Source organism: Streptomyces avermitilis MA-4680 = NBRC 14893 (genome assembly GCF_000009765.2).
GTDB classification, from domain to species: domain Bacteria; phylum Actinomycetota; class Actinomycetes; order Streptomycetales; family Streptomycetaceae; genus Streptomyces; species Streptomyces avermitilis.
This window is the reverse complement of sequence record NC_003155.5, coordinates 1,169,558-1,187,797: the sequence shown is the minus strand read 5'-3', so window position 1 is coordinate 1,187,797 and position 18,240 is coordinate 1,169,558. Positions and strand designations below refer to the sequence as shown.

The window sequence follows — 18,240 nt, the reverse complement described above, 5'->3', positions numbered from 1 at the left end:
ACGGCCATACGGGCCTTTCTGAGACTTCTTGAATTTGGGAGACAGTGATGGACACGTCCAGCGAAAAGCTCGTCGACGCGCTTAGGGCGTCTCTGAAGGCGAACCAGACCCTGCGGGCACGTAATGAGCAACTGGCAGCCGCCATGGAGGCGTCCAGCGAGCCGATTGCGATTGTGGGGATGGCGTGTCGTTTTCCGGGTGGGGTGTGTTCGCCGGAGGAGTTGTGGGAGCTGGTTGCGTCGGGTGGGGATGCGATTGGTGAATTTCCGGCCGGTCGGGGGTGGGATCTGGAGGGGTTGTTTGATTCGGACCCTGACCGGTCGGGGACGTCGTACGCGCGGTATGGCGGGTTTTTGTATGAGGCGGGGGAGTTCGATGCGGACTTCTTCGGGATCAGTCCGCGTGAGGCGTTGGCGATGGATCCGCAGCAGCGGTTGTTGCTGGAGACGTCGTGGGAGGCGTTCGAGCGGGCGGGTATCGATCCGCTGTCGATGCGTGGCTCCCGTACGGGTGTCTTCGCCGGGGTGATGTACCACGACTACGGATCCCGCCTGGGTACCATCCCCGAGGGATTCGAGGGCTACATCGGCAACGGTAGCGGCGGCGCCGTCGCGTCGGGCCGCGTCGCCTACACGCTCGGTCTCGAGGGCCCTGCCGTCTCGGTGGACACGGCATGTTCGTCGTCGTTGGTGGCGCTGCATCTGGCGTGCCAGTCGCTGCGGTCGGGTGAGTGCACGCTCGCGCTGGCCGGCGGTGTGACGGTGATGTCGACCCCGCACCTCTTCGTCGAGTTCTCACGCCAGCGCGGACTGTCGGTGGACGGCCGCTGCAAGTCCTTCGCGGGTGGAGCCGACGGCACCGGCATGGGCGAGGGCGTCGGGATGCTGTTGGTGGAGCGGTTGTCGGATGCGGTGCGGCTGGGGCATCGGGTGCTGGCGGTGCTGCGCGGCAGTGCGGTCAATCAGGACGGTGCGTCGAATGGGTTGACGGCGCCGAATGGTCCGGCTCAGGAGCGGGTGATCCGGCAGGCGTTGGCGAACGCGGGGTTGTCCGTGGCGGATGTGGATGTGGTGGAGGGGCATGGGACGGGCACGACGCTGGGTGATCCGATCGAGGCGCAGGCGTTGCTCGCCACGTACGGGCAGCGGGCCGGTAACAGGCCGCTGTGGCTGGGATCGGTGAAGTCGAACATCGGCCATGCGCAGGCTGCCGCGGGTGTGGGTGGGGTCATCAAGATGGTGATGGCGTTGCGGGAGGGGGTGTTGCCGCGGACGTTGCATGTGGATGAGCCGTCGCCGCAGGTGGACTGGTCCGCGGGGGCGGTGCGGCTGCTGACGGAGGCGGTGCCGTGGCCGGGGGACGCGGCAGGGCGGTTGCGGCGGGCGGGAGTGTCGTCGTTCGGGGTCAGTGGCACGAATGCGCATGTGATTTTGGAGGAGGCGCCGGCGGCGGGGGGCTGTGTTGCCGGGGGTGGGGTGTTGGAGGGTGCTCCGGGTCTTGCCATTTCGGTGGCTGAGTCGGTGGCCGCTCCAGTGGCTGTGTCTGCGCCGGTGGCTGAGTCGGTGCCGGTGCCGGTGCCGGTGCCGGTTCCTGTGCCGGTGTCGGCTAGGTCTGAGGCTGGGTTGCGGGCGCAGGCGGAGGCGTTGCGTCAGTACGTGGCAGTCCGGCCGGACGTTTCGCTTGCCGATGTGGGTGCGGGTCTGGCCTGTGGGCGGGCTGTGCTGGAGCATCGTGCGGTCGTCCTGGCCGCGGACCGTGAGGAGCTGGTGCAAGGGTTGGGGGCGCTGGCGGCGGGTGAGCCGGATCGGCGGGTGACCACGGGTCATGCGCCGGGTGGTGACCGGGGCGGTGTCGTCTTCGTGTTTCCCGGACAGGGTGGGCAGTGGGCCGGGATGGGTGTGCGTCTGCTCGCCTCCTCTCCGGTGTTCGCCCGGCGGATGCAGGCGTGCGAGGAGGCTCTGGCGCCGTGGGTGGACTGGTCTGTGGTGGACATCCTGCGCCGGGACGCGGGGGATGCGGTGTGGGAGCGGGCCGATGTGGTCCAGCCTGTGCTGTTCAGCGTCATGGTGTCTTTGGCTGCTCTGTGGCGTTCCTACGGTATCGAACCCGACGCGGTCCTTGGCCATTCCCAGGGCGAGATCGCGGCCGCGCATGTGTGTGGGGCGCTGAGCCTGAAGGACGCGGCGAAGACTGTTGCGCTGCGCAGCCGGGCGCTGGCCGCTGTGCGGGGCCGGGGCGGCATGGCCTCAGTGCCGCTGCCTGCCCAGGAGGTGGAGCAGCTCATTGGTGAGCGGTGGGCGGGGCGGTTGTGGGTGGCGGCGGTCAACGGCCCCCGCTCCACCGCCGTCTCGGGGGATGCCGAGGCGGTGGACGAGGTGCTGGCGTACTGTGCCGGCACCGGGGTGCGGGCCCGGCGGATCCCGGTCGACTATGCCTCGCACTGCCCCCATGTGCAGCCCCTGCGGGAGGAGTTGCTGGAGCTGCTGGGGGACATCAGCCCGCAGCCGTCCGGCGTGCCGTTCTTCTCCACGGTGGAGGGCACCTGGCTGGACACCACAACCCTGGACGCCGCCTACTGGTACCGCAACCTGCACCAGCCTGTCCGTTTCAGCGATGCCGTCCAGGCCCTGGCGGATGACGGACACCGCGTCTTCGTCGAAGTCAGCCCCCACCCCACCCTCGTCCCCGCCATCGAAGACACCACCGAAGACACCGCCGAAGACGTCACCGCGATCGGCAGCCTCCGCCGCGGCGACAACGACACCCGCCGCTTCCTCACCGCCCTCGCCCACACCCACACCACCGGCATCGGCACACCCACCACCTGGCACCACCACTACACCCACCACCACACCCACCCCCACAACCACCACCTCGACCTCCCCACTTATCCCTTCCAACGCCAGCACTACTGGCTCGACGCTCCCACGGGAGCAGGTGACGTCGCCGCTGCTGGCTTGGAGCCGGCCGAACACCCTCTGCTCGCGGCAACAGTCCAACTCGCAGACACGGACGGCTGCCTACTGACGGGTCGCCTGTCCTTGCGCTCGCATCCGTGGCTGGGCGATTACGAGGTGGGGGGTGCGGTCCTGCTGTCGGGGTCGGCGTTCGTGGAGCTGGCGGTCCAGGTTGGCGAACGCGTGGGCTGCACCCGAATCGAGCAACTCACTGTGCATGCGCCGCTGGTGGTTCCTGTGGGTGGGGGTGTGAGTGTGCAGGTTGGGGTTGCGGCTGCGGATGGGGAGGGGCGGCGTTTGGTGAGTGTGTATGCGCGGGGTGGGAGTGCTTGTGGTGGGGGTGGTGCGTCGGGTGGGGTGTGGACGTGTCATGCCTCGGGGGTGCTGGTTGAGGCTGCTGCTGGTGGTGGTGTGGTGGTGGATGGTCTGGCGGGGGTGTGGCCGCCGCGGGGTGCGGTGGCGGTGGATGTCGATGGTGTCCGTGACCGTTTGGCTGGGGCTGGTTGTGTTTTGGGGCCGGTGTTTTCGGGGCTGCGTGCGGTGTGGCGTGATGGGGGGGATTTGCTGGCTGAGGTGTGTCTGCCGGAGGAGGCGTGGGGTGATGCGGCTGGTTTTGGGCTGCATCCGGCGTTGCTGGATGGTGTGGTCCAGCCGTTGTCGGTGTTGCTTCCGGGTGGGACGGGGTTTGGGGAGGGGGCGGGGTTCGGGGAGGGTGTTCGGGTGCCGGCTGTGTGGGGTGGTGTGTCGCTTCACCGGGCGGGTGTGACCGGTGTGCGGGTGCGTGTGTGGGCTGTAGGGCGGGGCGGCGGGCGTGAGGCGGTGTCGGTCGTGGTCGGGGATGAGGCGGGTGTGCCGGTGGCGTCGGTCGATCGTCTTGAGTTGCGGCCTGTGGATATGGGTCAGTTGCGTGCTGTCTCGGTTTCGGCGGGGCGGCGGGGTTCGCTGTATGCGGTGCAGTGGGCTGAGGTGGGTCCTGTGCCGGTGTGTGGGCAGGCGTGGGCGTGGCACGAGGACGTGGGTGAGAGCGGTGGTGGGCCTGTGCCGGGGGTGGTGGTGTTGCGGTGCCCGGATGCCGGTGCCGGTGGCGGCGGTGGCGGTGGTGTGGGTGAGGTTGTTGGTGGGGTGTTGGGTGTGGTGCAGGGGTGGCTGGGGCTGGAGCGGTTTGCGGGTTCGCGGCTGGTGGTGGTGACCCGGGGTGCGGTGGTGGCCGGCCAAGAAGACGGCCCGGTGGATGTGGTGGGTGCGGCGGTGTGGGGGCTGGTGCGGTCGGCGCAGGCTGAGCATCCGGACCGGTTTGTCCTCCTCGACCTCGACACCGACACCGACACCGGCACCGACCTCGACACCGGTGCTGGTGCTGGTGCTGGTGCTGGTTGGGGCGTGGATGGTGGGCATGTGGCGGCGGTGGTGGCGTGTGGTGAGCCGCAGTTGGCGGTGCGTGGTGAGCGGGTGCTGGCCGCACGCCTGACGCGACTTGAGTCGTCCGTTGATGTACCTGCTCAGCGGTCCGGTGATGTTGCTGGTCGGGAGGTGTTGCCGTGGTTGTCGGGTGGGTCGGTGTTGGTGACGGGTGGGACGGGTGTGCTGGGTGCGGCGGTGGCGCGGCATCTGGCTGGTGTGTGTGGGGTGCGGGATCTGCTGTTGGTGAGCCGGCGTGGTCCGGATGCTCCGGGTGCGGAGGGTTTGCGGGCGGAGCTGGCCGCGTTGGGGGCGGAGGTGCGGATTGTTGCGTGTGATGTGGGGGAGCGGCGGGAGGTGGTCCGGCTGCTGGAGGGTGTTCCTGCCGGGTGTCCGCTGACGGGTGTCGTGCATGCGGCTGGTGTGCTGGACGATGCGACGATCGCCTCTCTCACGCCCGAGCGGCTGGGCACGGTGTTCGCGGCCAAGGTGGATGCCGCTCTTTTGCTGGATGAGCTGACGCGGGGTATGGAGCTGTCGGCGTTCGTGCTGTTCTCCTCGGCCGCGGGGATCCTGGGGTCGGCCGGGCAGGGCAACTACGCCGCGGCCAATGCCGCTCTGGACGCGCTGGCGTACCGGCGGCGGGCGGCGGGTCTGCCGGGGGTGTCGCTGGCGTGGGGGCTGTGGGAAGAGGCCAGCGGGATGACCGGGCACCTGGCCGGCACCGACCACCGGCGCATCATCCGTTCCGGTCTGCATCCCATGTCGACCCCGGACGCACTGGCTCTCTTCGATGCGGCCCTGGCTCTGGACCGGCCGGTCCTGCTGCCCGCCGACCTGCGTCCCGCCCCGCCCCTGCCGCCCCTGCTGCAGGACCTCCTGCCCGCCACCCGCCGCCGCACCACCCGCACCACCACTACCGGTGGTGCGGACAACGGCGCCCAGCTGCATGCCCGGCTGGCCGGCCAGACACACGAACAACAGCACACCACCCTCCTCGCCCTGGTCCGCTCCCACATCGCCACCGTCCTCGGCCACACCACCCCCGACACCATCCCCCCCGACCGCGCGTTCCGCGACCTCGGCTTCGACTCCCTCACCGCCGTCGAACTACGCAACCGGCTCTCCCGCACCACCGGACTCCGCCTCCCCACCACCCTCGCCTTCGACCACCCCAACCCCACCACCCTCACCCACCACCTCCACACACAACTTCTGGGCTCGGACAGCACTGCCTCCATCCCAGCTCCCCGTGCTGCGGCTGTGCCTGCAGACCAGGACGAGCCCGTCGCGATCATTGGCATGGCGTGCCGCTATCCCGGAGGCGTCACCTCAGCCGAGGAGCTGTGGGAACTGCTCGCATCGGGGAGGGACACGGTCGGCGAGTTTCCGACGGACCGTGGGTGGGACCTGGAAGCACTGTTCGATCCGGAACCGGGTCGGCCGGGCACCTCGTACACCCGCTGTGGGAGTTTCCTCTACGACGCGGGGGAGTTCGACGCCGGCTTCTTCGGGATCAGTCCGCGTGAGGCACTGGCGATGGACCCGCAGCAGCGATTGCTGCTGGAGGCCTCATGGGAGGCCATGGAGCAGGCAGGTATTGACCCTACGACCGTACGCGGGAGCCAGACAGGCGTGTTCGCGGGCCTCATTCCGCAGGCCTATGGACCCAGGCTGCACGAAAACGCCGCAGCCGACACCGAGGGCTATGTCCTGACCGGCACATCCGGGAGTGTGGCCTCCGGTCGTATCTCGTACACGTTTGGTTTTGAGGGTCCTGCGGTGTCGGTGGACACGGCTTGTTCCTCGTCGTTGGTGGCTTTACATCTGGCCTGTCAGGCGTTGCGTGCGGGTGAGTGCTCGATGGCGCTTGCCGGGGGTGTGACGGTGATGTCGTCTCCGGGTGCCTTCGTGGAGTTTTCGCGGCAGCGGGGTCTGGCCGCGGACGGGCATTGCAAGGCGTTCTCGGCGGCGGCGGACGGGACCGGCTGGGGTGAGGGTGTGGGGATGCTGCTGGTGGAGCGGCTCTCCGACGCCCGTCGCAACGGTCACCGTGTCCTGGCCGTGGTGCGTGGCAGTGCGGTCAACCAGGACGGTGCGAGCAACGGGCTGACCGCGCCCAACGGGCCCTCCCAGCAGCGTGTCATCCGCCAGGCCCTCGCCAACGCCGGCTTGTCGGCCGGTGATGTCGATGCGGTGGAGGCCCACGGCACCGGCACCACTTTGGGCGACCCGATCGAGGCCCAGGCCCTCCTTGCGACCTACGGGCAGGACCGTGCCGGCGAGGGGCCGCTGTGGCTGGGCTCGGTCAAGTCCAATGTCGGTCACACACAGGCTGCCGCGGGCGTCGCCGGGGTGATCAAGATGGTGATGGCGCTGCGGAATGGTCTGCTGCCGCGGACGTTGCATGTGGATGAGCCGTCGCCGCATGTGGACTGGTCCGCGGGTGCGGTGCAGCTGCTGACGGAGACGGTGCCCTGGCCCGGCGGGGAGGGGCGGCTACGGCGGGCAGGAGTGTCATCATTCGGCGTCAGCGGCACCAACGCCCACGTCATCCTCGAAGAAGCACCCGCCCACAACATCCCGTCAGACACACCCGCCGACGACGTTCCGGGGGGACCACCCGCCGGCGAGGATGCCGGTAGTGGCGAGGAGGCTGCTGCCGGCAGTCCAGGGGTGTGGCCGTGGCTGGTGTCGGCCAAGTCGCAGCCGGCCCTGCGCGCCCAGGCCCAGGCCCTGCACGCCCACCTCACCGACCACCCCGGCCTCGACCTCGCCGACGTCGGATACACCCTCGCCCACGCCCGCGCCGTGTTCGACCACCGCGCCACCCTCATCGCCGCCGACCGCGACACCTTCCTGCAAGCACTCCAGGCACTCGCCGCAGGCGAACCCCACCCCGCCGTCATCCACAGCAGCGCCCCAGGCGGGACCGGGACCGGGGAGGCCGCAGGAAAGACCGCATTCATCTGCTCCGGACAGGGCACCCAACGCCCCGGCATGGCCCACGGCCTCTACCACACCCACCCCGTCTTCGCCGCCGCACTCAACGACATCTGCACCCACCTCGACCCCCACCTCGACCACCCCCTCCTCCCCCTCCTCACCCAGGACCCCAACACCCAGGACACCACCACCCTCGAAGAAGCGGCCGCACTGCTCCAGCAGACCCCGTACGCCCAGCCCGCCCTCTTCGCCTTCCAGGTCGCCCTCCACCGCCTCCTCACCGACGGCTACCACATCACCCCCCACTACTACGCCGGACACTCCCTCGGCGAAATCACCGCCGCCCACCTCGCCGGCATCCTCACCCTCACCGACGCCACCACCCTCATCACCCAACGCGCCACCCTCATGCAAACCATGCCCCCCGGCACCATGACCACCCTCCACACCACCCCCCACCACATCACCCACCACATCACCGCCCACGAAAACGACCTCGCCATCGCCGCCATCAACACCCCCACCTCCCTCGTCATCAGCGGCACCCCCCACACCGTCCAACACATCACCACCCTCTGCCAACAACAAGGCATCAAAACCAAAACCCTCCCCACCAACCACGCCTTCCACTCCCCCCACACCAACCCCATCCTCAACCAACTCCACCAGCACACCCAAACCCTCACCTACCACCCACCCCACACCCCCCTCATCACCGCCAACACCCCACCCGACCAACTCCTCACCCCCCACTACTGGACCCAACAAGCCCGCAACACCGTCGACATAGCCACCACCACCCAAACCCTCCACCAACACGGCGTCACCACCTACATCGAACTCGGACCCGACAACACCCTCACCACCCTCACCCACCACAACCTCCCCAACACCCCCACCACCACCCTCACCCTCACCCACCCCCACCACCACCCCCAAACCCACCTCCTCACCAACCTCGCCAAAACCACCACCACCTGGCACCCCCACCACTACACCCACCACCACAACCAACCCCACACCCACACCCACCTCGACCTCCCCACCTACCCCTTCCAACACCACCACTACTGGCTCGAAAGCACACAGCCCGGTGCCGGCAACGTGTCAGCAGCCGGACTCGACCCCACCGAACACCCCCTACTCGGCGCCACATTGGAACTGGCCGAAGGGGACGGCTGCCTACTGACGGGGCGCCTCTCGTTGCGCACGCATCCCTGGCTCGCCGGCCATGCGGTAGGCGGTGTCGTGCTGCTGCCGGGTACGGCCTTCGCGGAACTGGCCCTTCATGCCGGAGAAAGTGTGGGTTGCGACCACGTGGACGAGCTGACGCTCCACACACCGTTGGTCATTCCTGAGGTCGGAGACGTGACCCTTCAGGTTGCCATTGCGGCGCCGGACGAGTCGGGTCGCCGCATGATGACCATCCACTCACGCGGTGAGGGCGGCAGTGGTGGAGCCGATGCGTCGGCCAGTGCGTGGACGCGTCATGCCGCGGGTGTGCTGAGCCCTGCCAAGGACGATGACACTGCCTCGTACGAGCTGCTTGCGGGACCCTGGCCTCCCGTTGGAGCTACGCCTGTCGACCTGAACACGGCTTACGATCAAATGGCCGACGCCGGCTTTGCTTATGGCCTGGCATTCCAAGGGTTGCGCGCGGCCTGGCGCTACGGCGACGACATCCTCGTCGAGGCACGTCTTCCCGAAGAAGTGTCGGGAGACGCGGCGGCGTACGGTCTGCACCCGGCCCTGCTCGACGCTGCCCTTCAGGGCACCGGCCTGCTTTCTGTGGCGGGTCCGGGGACGCCCGTCGTGCCCCATGTGTGGAACGGTCTGCGGTTCCGTACGCATGGTGCAGTCTCCGTGCGCGCGTGCCTGTCGACGCTTGGAGCGACAGGGGCGGCCGTGTGCGTGCGCATCACCGACGACACCGGGGTGCCGGTGGCGTCGGTCGATCGTCTTGAGTTGCGGCCTGTGGATATGGGTCAGTTGCGTGCTGTCTCGGTTTCGGCGGGGCGGCGGGGTTCGCTGTATGCGGTGCAGTGGGCTGAGGTGGGTCCTGTGCCGGTGTGTGGGCAGGCGTGGGCGTGGCACGAGGACGTGGGTGAGAGCGGTGGTGGGCCTGTGCCGGGGGTGGTGGTGTTGCGGTGCCCGGATGCCGGTGCCGATGGCGGCGGTGGCGGTGGTGTGGGTGAGGTTGTTGGTGGGGTGTTGGGTGTGGTGCAGGGGTGGCTGGGGCTGGAGCGGTTTGCGGGTTCGCGGCTGGTGGTGGTGACCCGGGGTGCGGTGGTGGCCGGCCCGGAGGACGGCCCGGTGGATGTGGTGGGTGCGGCGGTGTGGGGGCTGGTGCGGTCGGCGCAGGCTGAGCATCCGGACCGGTTTGTCCTCCTCGACCTGGACACCGACCTCGACAGCGGCGCTGACGCCGATGCCGGCAACGAGGCCGGTATGGGGTCTGGTCTGGATGGTGGGCGTGTGGCTGCGGTGGTGGCGTGTGGTGAGCCGCAGTTGGCGGTGCGTGGTGAGCGGGTGCTGGCCGCACGCCTGACACGACTTGAGTCGCCGGTTGATGTATCGGGTCGGGAGGTGTTGCCGTGGTTGTCGGGTGGGTCGGTGTTGGTGACGGGTGGGACGGGTGTGCTGGGTGCGGCGGTGGCGCGGCATCTGGCTGGTGTGTGTGGGGTGCGGGATCTGTTGTTGGTGAGCCGGCGTGGTCCGGATGCTCCGGGTGCGGAGGGTTTGCGGGCGGAGCTGGCCGCGTTGGGGGCGGAGGTGCGGATTGTTGCGTGTGATGTGGGGGAGCGGCGGGAGGTGGTCCGGCTGCTGGAGGGTGTTCCTGCCGGGTGTCCGCTGACGGGTGTCGTGCATGCGGCTGGTGTGCTGGACGATGCGACGATCGCCTCTCTCACGCCCGAGCGGCTGGGCACGGTGTTCGCGGCCAAGGTGGATGCCGCTCTTTTGCTGGATGAGCTGACGCGGGGTATGGAGCTGTCGGCGTTCGTGCTGTTCTCCTCGGCCGCGGGGATCCTGGGGTCGGCCGGGCAGGGCAACTACGCCGCGGCCAATGCCGCTCTGGACGCGCTGGCGTACCGGCGGCGGGCGGCGGGTCTGCCGGGGGTGTCGCTGGCGTGGGGGCTGTGGGAAGAGGCCAGCGGGATGACCGGGCACCTGGCCGGCACCGACCACCGGCGCATCATCCGTTCCGGTCTGCATCCCATGTCGACCCCGGACGCACTGGCTCTCTTCGATGCGGCCCTGGCTCTGGACCGGCCGGTCCTGCTGCCCGCCGACCTGCGTCCCGCCCCGCCCCTGCCGCCCCTGCTGCAGGACCTCCTGCCCGCCACCCGCCGCCGCACCACCCGCACCACCACTACCGGTGGTGCGGACAACGGCGCCCAGCTGCATGCCCGGCTGGCCGGCCAGACACACGAACAACAGCACACCACCCTCCTCGCCCTGGTCCGCTCCCACATCGCCACCGTCCTCGGCCACAACGCGCCGGAGATGATCCCCGTTGACTCGGCGTTCCGCGACCTAGGCTTCGACTCCTTGACAGCGGTGGAACTCCGTAACCGCCTGGGTGAGGCAACGGGACTGCGACTGCCGACCAGTCTGGTCTTCGACCAGCCGAATGCAGCGACCCTGGCGCGTCACCTACGTCGTGAGCTGATGGGCGACGACGCGGAAGGCGAGACGCCATCGCAGGTCGCACTTCATCAGGTTGCCGCGGATGAGCCGATTGCGATTGTGGGGATGGCGTGTCGTTTTCCGGGTGGGGTGTGTTCGCCGGAGGAGTTGTGGGAGCTGGTTGCGTCGGGTGGGGATGCGATTGGTGAATTTCCGGCCGGTCGGGGGTGGGATCTGGAGGGGTTGTTTGATTCGGACCCTGACCGGTCGGGGACGTCGTACGCGCGGTATGGCGGGTTTTTGTATGAGGCGGGGGAGTTCGATGCGGACTTCTTCGGGATCAGTCCGCGTGAGGCGTTGGCGATGGATCCGCAGCAGCGGTTGTTGCTGGAGACGTCGTGGGAGGCGTTCGAGCGGGCGGGTATCGATCCGCTGTCGATGCGTGGCTCCCGTACGGGTGTCTTCGCCGGGGTGATGTACCACGACTACGCCGCGCGTCTCCACCATGTCCCCGAGGGTTTCGAAGGCCTCATCGCCAACGGCAGCGCAGGCAGCGTCGCGACCGGCCGGGTGGCCTACAGCTTTGGCCTTGAGGGTCCGGCCGTGACCGTCGATACGGCGTGTTCGTCGTCGTTGGTGGCGTTGCATTGGGCGGCGCAGGCGTTGCGTGCGGGTGAGTGTTCGATGGCGCTTGCCGGGGGTGTGACGGTGATGTCGTCTCCGGGTACGTTTGTGGAGTTCTCACGTCAGCGGGGTCTGGCCGCGGACGGGCGGTGCAAGGCCTATTCGGCGGCTGCTGACGGTACCGGCTGGGCCGAGGGTGTGGGGATGCTGCTGGTGGAGCGGCTCTCCGACGCCCGTCGCAACGGTCACCGTGTCCTGGCCGTGGTGCGTGGCAGTGCGGTCAACCAGGACGGTGCGAGCAACGGTCTGACCGCGCCCAACGGGCCCTCCCAGCAGCGTGTCATCCGTCAGGCCCTGGCCAATGCGGGACTGACCCCGGCCGATGTCGACGCAGTGGAGGGCCACGGCACCGGGACCACTCTGGGGGACCCGATCGAGGCCCAGGCACTCCTGGCCGCCTACGGACAACACCGCCCCCACCACCGCCCCTTGTGGCTGGGATCCCTCAAATCCAACATCGGGCACGCACAGGCCGCCGCGGGCGTGGGCGGAGTCATCAAGATGGTGATGGCCCTGCGCAACGGGCTGCTGCCACAGACCCTCCACGTGGACGAGCCCACCCCCCAGGTCGACTGGTCCACAGGCGCAGTACAACTCCTGACACAACCGGTGCCCTGGCCCGCCGACCCGGCCGGCCGGCCACGCCACGCCGGCGTGTCATCATTCGGCGTCAGCGGCACCAACGCCCATGTGATTTTGGAGGAGGCGCCTGCGGCGGCGGGCGGTGCTGCCGGTGGTGGGGTGTCGGTGGGTGCTCCGAATCCAGCCCTTCCGGTGGCTGAGTCTGAGCCGGTGCCGGTGCCGGTGCCGGTGTCGGCGAGGTCTGAGGCCGGGTTGCGGGCGCAGGCACAGGCGTTGCGCCAGTACGTGGCAGCCCGCCCGGACATGTCACCTGCCGACATCGGTGCGGGTCTGGCCCGCGGCCGGGCCGTACTGGAACACCGCGCCGTCATCCTGGCCGCGGACCGCGAGGAACTGGCGCAGGCACTGACAGCCCTGGCAGCCGGCGAACCCCACCCCCACATCACCACAGGCCACACCCGGGGCAGTGACCGCGGCGGCGTCGTCTTCGTCTTCCCCGGACAGGGCGGCCAGTGGGCCGGGATGGGCCTGACCCTGCTCACCTCCTCACCCGTGTTCGCCGAACACATCGACGCATGCGAGAAAGCCCTCACCCCCTGGGTGCCCTGGTCCCTGACCGACATCCTGCACCGCGACCCCGACGACCCCGCATGGCAACAAGCCGACGTGGTCCAGCCCGTGCTCTTCAGCATCATGGTCTCCCTCGCCGCCCTGTGGCGCTCCTACGGCATCGAACCCGACGCGGTCCTCGGCCACTCCCAGGGAGAAATCGCCGCCGCCCACATCTGCGGCGCACTCAGCCTGAAAGACGCCGCCAAAACCGTTGCACTGCGCAGCCAGGCACTGGCCGCCGTACGAGGCCGGGGCGCCATGGTCTCACTGCCCCTGCCCGCCCAGGACGTGCAGCAGCTCATTTCCGAACGGTGGGAAGGGCAGTTGTGGGTGGCAGCCCTCAACGGCCCCCACTCCACCACCGTCTCCGGCGACACCACCGCAGTAGAAGAACTCCTCACCCACTGTGCCGACACCGGCCTACGGGCCAAACGCATCCCCGTCGACTACGCCTCCCACTGCCCCCACGTCCAACCCCTCCACGACGAACTCCTGCACCTGCTGGGAGACATCACCCCCCAGCCGTCCACCATGCCGTTCTTCTCCACCGTCGTAGGGCACCTGGTCTGGTACACCACAACCCTGGACGCCGCCTACTGGTACCGCAACCTCCACCAGCCCGTCCGCTTCAGCCACGCCATCCAGACCCTGACCGACGACGGACACCGCCCCTTCATCGAAATCAGTCCCCACCCCACCCTCGTCCCCGCCATCGAAGACACCACCGAAAACACCACCGAAAACATCACCGCGACCGGCAGCCTCCGCCGCGGCGACAACGACACCCACCGCTTCCTCACCGCCCTCGCCCACACCCACACCACCGGCATTCGGACACCCACCACCTGGCACCACCACTACACCCAAACCCACCCCCACCCCCACAACCACCACCTCGACCTGCCCACCTACCCCTTCCAACACCAGCACTACTGGCTCCAACCACCCACCACGACAACCGACCTCACCACCACCGGCCTCACCCCCACCCACCACCCCCTCCTCACCGCAACACTCACCCTCGCCAACAACAACACACAACTACTCACCGGCCGCCTCTCCCTACGCACCCACCCCTGGCTCACCGACCACACCGTCGTCGGTACCACTCTTGTGCCAGGAACCGCCCTCCTCGAACTCGCCCTCCAAGCAACCACGACCGACCACCTCGAAGAACTCGCCCTCCACACGCCTCTCGTCATCCCCCGTGAGGGTGCCGTCGACGTTCAGGTGCACATCAATCCACCGGACGACACCGACACTCGTTCACTGACGATCTACTCGCGAAGCGAGAACGCCCCCGCAGCGGCTCCCTGGCGTCATCACGCCACGGCCGTTCTGGGAACCAAGACCTCGCGCATTGAGACAGGCCGTAGCCACGATGATCTGTCGATGTGGCCGCCAGCGGGCGCAGTTCGCTGTGCTGATGAGGAATTGGCAGCCTTGTATGGCGACTACGAGGCAAATGGCTTTGTCTATGGCCCCGCATTCCGGGGGCTGACTGCTGCCTGGCGTCTGGGAGACGAGGTGTTTGCCGAGGTTCGCCTTCCAGAACAGGTGCACGGCGAGGCATCCGCGTACAACCTGCACCCGGCACTGCTGGATGCTGCCTTGCACGCAGCGGCCTTTGCGCCGTCGGGCAGTCTGCCGCAGGGATCCGTACCGTTCTCCTTCACCGGTGTGACGCTGCACGCCGCCAATGCGTCGTCGTTGCGCGTGCGACTCTCGCCGGCCGATCCGAACAGCGGCCACGCCGCAGTTTCCGTGCTGGTCACGGATGACACCGGTACGCCCGTGGCGTCCGTCGAGGCGTTGGCGGTGCGCCCGTTGGCGGCGGACGAATTGCGAGCTGCCGAGCGCGCCGTACAGCGCGCTGAGCTCTTCGACATGAAGTGGGTTGAGGTGCCCTCAGATGTACTGGTGTCGGGCGGGGCATCGGTGGTGGTGCTGGATGGTGCCGACGACCTCGTTGGTCTGGCGGCTGAGGAGGATGGTGTGCCGGGGGTGGTGGTGTTGCGGTGCCCGGATGCCGGTGCCGATGGCGGCGGTGGTGGCGGTGGTGTGGGTGAGGTTGTTGGTGGGGTGTTGGGTGTGGTGCAGGGGTGGCTGGGGCTGGAGCGGTTTGCGGGTTCGCGGCTGGTGGTGGTGACCCGGGGTGCGGTGGTGGCCGGCCCGGAGGACGGCCCGGTGGATGGCCCGGTGGATGTGGTGGGTGCGGCGGTGTGGGGGCTGGTGCGGTCGGCGCAGGCTGAGCATCCGGACCGGTTTGTCCTCCTCGACCTGGACACCGACCTCGACAGCGGCGCTGACCGCGATGCCGGCAACGAGGCCGGTATGGGGTCTGGTCTGGATGGTGGGCGTGTGGCTGCGGTGGTGGCGTGTGGTGAGCCGCAGTTGGCGGTGCGTGGTGAGCGGGTGCTGGCCGCACGCCTGACACGACTTGAGTCGCCGGTTGATGTATCGGGTCGGGAGGTGTTGCCGTGGTTGTCGGGTGGGTCGGTGTTGGTGACGGGTGGGACGGGTGTGCTGGGTGCGGCGGTGGCGCGGCATCTGGCTGGTGTGTGTGGGGTGCGGGATCTGTTGTTGGTGAGCCGGCGTGGTCCGGATGCTCCGGGTGCGGAGGGTTTGCGGGCGGAGCTGGCCGCGTTGGGGGCGGAGGTGCGGATTGTTGCGTGTGATGTGGGGGAGCGGCGGGAGGTGGTCCGGCTGCTGGAGGGTGTTCCTGCCGGGTGTCCGCTGACGGGTGTCGTGCATGCGGCTGGTGTGCTGGACGATGCGACGATCGCCTCTCTCACGCCCGAGCGGCTGGGCACGGTGTTCGCGGCCAAGGTGGATGCCGCTCTTTTGCTGGATGAGCTGACGCGGGGTATGGAGCTGTCGGCGTTCGTGCTGTTCTCCTCGGCCGCGGGGATCCTGGGGTCGGCCGGGCAGGGCAACTACGCCGCGGCCAATGCCGCTCTGGACGCGCTGGCGTACCGGCGGCGGGCGGCGGGTCTGCCGGGGGTGTCGCTGGCGTGGGGGCTGTGGGAAGAGGCCAGCGGGATGACCGGGCATCTGGCCGGCACCGACCACCGGCGCATCATCCGTTCCGGTCTGCATCCCATGTCGACCCCGGACGCACTGGCCCTCTTCGATGCGGCCCTGGCTCTGGACCGGCCGGTCCTGCTGCCCGCCGACCTGCGTCCCGCCCCGCCCCTGCCGCCCCTGCTGCAGGACCTCCTGCCCGCCACCCGCCGCCGCACCACCCGCACCACCACTACCGGTGGTGCGGACAACGGCGCCCAGCTGCACGGCCGGCTGGCCGGCCAGACACACGAACAACAGCACACCACCCTCCTCGCCCTGGTCCGCTCCCACATCGCCACCGTCCTGGGCCACACCACCCCCGACACCATCCCCCCCGACCGCGCGTTCCGCGACCTCGGCTTCGACTCCCTCACCGCCGTCGAACTACGCAACCGGCTCTCCCACACCACCGGACTCCGCCTCCCCACCACCCTCGCCTTCGACCACCCCAACCCCACCACCCTCACCCACCACCTCCACACACAACTCGTCAGCAAGGGACTCACCGCCGCGGCCGAGCCGGACGCCGCAACGACACCCCCGGGGCTGCCCTCGCTGCTCTCGGAGCTCGAGCGGCTGGAGGCGGTAGTGCTCTCCTCCACCACATCCTCCGCTGCCCCGCTGGACGACGGCGCGCGCACGCGGCTGGCCTCCCGACTGCATTCCCTCGCCCAGAAGTTGAACGGCGACGACACCGCCCCCGACCTCGCAGAGACATCGGACGAGGAGATGTTCGCTCTCATCGACAGGGAAGTCGGATTCGAATCTCAATGAAGCCCAGAAACCACTCCGAGCTCACTTCACTCCCTCCCACTCCCATGTCCACGCTCACCCCCGGGCCGACGCCAACCCCCACACCTCCCCCTTCACTCGTCACTGTCGTTCCCCTCCCAGCCACCCCCCTTCACCCCGCAAAGGAGCACTCGTGATGTCCCAGTCGACGAGCAGCATTCCCGAGGCGCCCGGCGCCTGGCCGGTCGTCGGCCATGTGCCGCCGTTGATGCGGCAGCCCCTGGAGTTCCTTCGCTCCGCAGCAGATCACGGAGACCTGCTCAAGCTCCGCCTCGGGCCGAAAACCGCCTACCTCGCCACGCACCCGGACCTGGTGCGGACCATGCTGGTCTCCTCCGGATCGGGCGATTTCACCCGGAGCAAGGGCGCACAGGGCGCGAGCCGCTTCATCGGCCCCATCCTCGTAGCCGTATCGGGGGAGACGCACCGGCGACAGCGGAGGCGGATGCAGCCAGGGTTCCACCGCCAGCGCCTCGAGAGCTATGTCGCCACCATGGCGGCCGCCGCGCAGGAGACCGCTGATTCCTGGAGCGCTGGGCAGGTGGTGGACGTTGAGCAGGCCGCCTGCGACCTGTCGCTTGCCATGATCACGAAGACGCTGTTCTTCTCCGACCTGGGCGCGAAGGCCGAGGCGGCGCTGCGGAAAACCGGACACGACATTCTGAAGGTGGCCCGGCTGAGTGCTCTCGCCCCCACCCTTTACGAGGTTCTTCCCACCGCGGGCAAGCGGTCCGTGGGCCGTACGAGCGCAACGATCCGGGAGGCGATCACGGCGTATCGCGCCGATGGCCGCGACCACGGTGACCTGCTCTCGACGATGCTGCGCGCGACGGACGCCGAAGGTGCCTCCATGACGGACCAGGAGGTCCATGACGAGGTCATGGGAATCGCGGTGGCCGGGATCGGCGGCCCAGCTGCCATTACGGCGTGGATTTTCCACGAGCTCGGACAGAACGCCGAGATCGAGAGTCGGCTGCACGCAGAGCTCGACACGGTCCTGGGCGGGCGGTTGCCCACGCACGAGGACCTCCCGCGGCTGCCGTACACACAGAACCTCGTGAAAGAGGCACTGCGCAAATACCCCGGCTGGGTGGGGTCCCGCCGGACGGTGCGGCCCGTACGACTCGGCGGTCACGACCTGCCCGCCGATGTGGAGGTCATGTACAGCGCGTACGCCATCCAGCGCGACCCACGTTGGTACCCCGAACCCGAACGTCTCGACCCCGGCCGCTGGGAAACCAAGGGATCGAGCCGCGGAGTTCCCAAGGGGGCGTGGGTGCCCTTCGCGCTCGGCACCTACAAATGCATCGGCGACAACTTCGCCCTTCTCGAGACGGCCGTTACGGTCGCGGTCGTCGCCTCCCACTGGCGACTACACGCCCTTCCGGGCGACGAGGTCCGGCCCAAGACGAAGGCCACTCACGTCTTCCCCAACCGACTCCGCATGATCGCTGAACCGAGGAGTGTGGTGCGTCTGGAGGAGCCCGCCGCCATGGGAGCGTGATCCCCGTCCACCCATGCACAAAGGGGAGGTGACCGGAACTCCGGTCGCCTCCCCTTCTCCGTCTCCTCCGAC

The 18,240-nt window shown here is 68.8% G+C and carries 2 protein-coding genes; both read left to right on the top strand.

Annotation, left to right across the window (positions count from 1 at the left end; all coding sequences use genetic code 11):
- Positions 1 to 44: 44 nt before the first annotated feature.
- Entirely contained in the window at positions 45 to 16,646 is a 16,602-nt protein-coding gene (locus SAVERM_RS43855) for a type I polyketide synthase (protein WP_420822298.1), read from the top strand.
- A 154-nt stretch (positions 16,647 to 16,800) separates the two neighbouring features.
- Positions 16,801 to 18,168 (top strand): cytochrome P450, encoded by a 1,368-nt coding sequence (locus SAVERM_RS05195; protein ID WP_037653120.1) that lies wholly within the window; start codon positions 16,801 to 16,803, stop codon positions 18,166 to 18,168.
- Positions 18,169 to 18,240: the final 72 nt, after the last annotated feature.